Annotated in this window: 2 protein-coding genes; both read right to left on the reverse strand. The window is 55.2% G+C overall.

Annotated elements, in window-relative coordinates; genetic code table 11:
- Positions 1-281: 281 nt before the first annotated feature.
- Positions 282-1,898, reverse strand: coding sequence for a T6SS immunity protein Tli4 family protein (locus AC56LK_RS25175; protein ID WP_497187175.1), 1,617 nt, complete (start codon positions 1,896-1,898; stop codon positions 282-284).
- Positions 1,899-2,032: 134 nt separating this feature from the next.
- Positions 2,033-2,608 (reverse strand): hypothetical protein, encoded by a 576-nt coding sequence (locus AC56LK_RS25180; protein WP_497187176.1) that lies wholly within the window; start codon positions 2,606-2,608, stop codon positions 2,033-2,035.
- Between the last annotated feature and the right edge of the window lie 147 nt (positions 2,609-2,755).

Raw genomic sequence — 2,755 nt, forward strand, 5'->3', positions numbered from 1 at the left:
CCGCTCGGCTATATACCGCCGGCAGAAGCTGAGGCAAACTATTACAAGCAATTGAGCGGTCAGGCTGTTCCGGCCTGACTCACACTAACCAGCCTCCACGAAAGCCGGGGCGATTCAGGCGACATGGATTACCAAGGTGTTCTTGACGCTTCGGTCGCGACTTCACAAACGCCTGTCCTTCTGAGTGTGCCACGCGTCATGTTAACTCCTAGGCAATTTCACCAACAGACTTCCCTGTCAGACGAACTGAAACCAGCCAGCACTACTGCACAGCACGAGACTTATGCGTCTTGGGCCGATGGCGGTAGATCACGGCTGCCATACGCCCTTTCCCCTGCCGTGAGATCTGGTGCATCCGCAAGCCGCATCAAGCGCCAGCCACTGCGGCGTTGAATTGCCTGCGGGGCGTTCGACGAGTGGCTGAAGATGCCCGGAGCAACAGTAAATGTAGCCGGCGGCAGCAAGCTTCCGTGGGCGAACCAACGTGTGCCATCAAGCGCATGCGATTCTTCACAACGCCACCAGCCGCTTGCTGGGCACGGGACTCCAGTTGAGGAATAGCTGCCAATTGTGACACGGTCGCCGTTTCCGTTGGCAGGGATGCCAAGAGCGACCACCGTGCTGCTCGGCACTAACGCCTTCGCTAATGGCAGAGGTGGCGGGAGTCTTTTACGTGCACGGTGGTCGACAAGTTTCCAGGTAGTTCGATTCTTCGATTCGTAACTGGGCTGCAACCCGCGTACTCTTTCCCATAGGGTTGGCTGGGGTAGTAACAGAGCCTGCGGCATCGGCTCTCCCTTTTTGATGTACTGTCGTTGGCCGCCGAGCACGCCAATTCCGTCGCCGCCTTCACTGCAAAGCCACCAGCCGCTTTCCGGACATTTGTCTCCCGCTGAAGCGTATGTCCCGATCGGAACCGCAACTTGCTCAATCTGGGCAGTGGCACGGGGCGTTGTTGACCGCAAGCGAATGCTTGAGGTGATCTTGTCCCATAACCCGAGTGCGGCACCATCTGACAAGGAGGACGGTACCGGACCGTTGGTGCTGGTGCCCGTATTCATTCTGAAAACGAGGTGAGGGATCAGGACGTTGTCTTCCGTCCCATTTACCTCCCACCAAAAAGTATGAACGCGGGCATCGTTTTCCTCTACATATAGTTCGACCAGCTCCTCGCCAGGAAGGCCATCGATCTCGCGGCGTGCCGCGCGCAACTTGGAAATGCGCGCTCTCTCTGATAGGGAGAGTCGGCCTTCCCCAGCTTCGGCCCTTTCCAAGAGTCCCTGTTGGTCGGGCGTGAGACCCGCTGAAAGTATGAGCATGAAGTCAACGTCTGGATGACTTGGGAGCTTGGCGAGCATCATGATTTGTTCGCCTTGATCAGCTGTGAGCGGGTCACGGAAATAGGCCCGGTCGAGGCAGAATCCAGATTCGTGAGGAATGCGGTTTTCCACGTTTGCAACTAACTTCTCGACCAGCAAAGGCAAGTCTTTGATCCATGCGGGATCCCGGCCCTCAGAGGAGAAGTCGATGCTAATGCCATTGCCGTGTACAAGCGCTTCTACCGTAACGTCTTCGTAGCGATATCGCTCCAGTTCCAATCCTTTTGCTCGGGTGCCCTCCGTGACTGTCCGGCTATGCACGAACATCTTTCCGCTGATTCCGGTGTCAGTGTTTAAATCTCGCGCCACTTCCAGATTTTTTTTCCCGCCGGGCCTGTCTGGTTTCGACGAGATTTGGGCCTCGCGTTCGGAGATACGTTTCTGAAACTCATTCAGGGTTTCATCGAAAGCCCGAATGTTGAACCCGTCAATGCGAGCTTGAGTCAGTTCGACCTGCGCATCCTCTGGTACGTCGACCAAGATTCTGCCGACGCATACCGTTTTCATTTTCTCGGTCATACGCGCTACCTCGTGTTTGTCCCGGCGAACTACCTCATGTTTGTCCAAGACCTCGCCCACAGCCCAAGTAGCCGCCAGTCCCGCGCAGAGGATCCCGGCTAGCATCCCTGCCAGCCTGTCCTGGACCCAACGTTTCACAAGGTCTCCTGAACAATCTTGTTGATCAAGCGGAGAGTAAGCATGAGCATGCCGTCATTTGTATATGACGTTTGATGATCGTAGCCCTCCGTCGCAAAGACCTGTTTGACTTTGCCAACTGGCCCGGCACCGGATTGATGAGAAACCGTCCCGTCACCGCGGGTGTCCTGCTGCTCAGGCGCGAAATGCAGCTCGGTTTTCCCCTCGATCAGGACACGGCGTTTTCCCGTCGATGTCTGACCAAGGTAGCGAGCACTTGCAAGGTTTCCTGGCGTAAGCGCGGTGACCCCACCTGCCTGCTGATATGCGACCCATCGAATCTGTCCGAATGACAGCTTTCCGGAATCGTCACCATAAAACACGTAGGTGTGTGGGTGATAATAGTTTCCTAAAGCTCGGTGGAACCGTTCCGCAGTATCAACTGCCGCCTCAATAGCCTTTTGAACGCCGTTAGGCATTTTTCGGTACTTTTCGGCTGGATCCGCAAGCGCTGGATTGATTAGTCGATACCACGAAGTCGTATCGCGGTAAAGGTCGTATGGGTTTTGAAGGTTCGCGTTGGGGAAGTACAAGCCGTCAAAAAGCCTAGTCTGATGTCGGACTGAGGTACTCTGATTTTTTCGGACACTCTTGTTTGGTAAAGTTCACCAACAGGAGCTTTTATGATGACATTGAAGAAGACGTACACCCCGGAACTCAAGGAAGAAGCCGTGAAGCTG

This window comes from Telluria sp. ZB4P36, assembly GCF_059685865.1.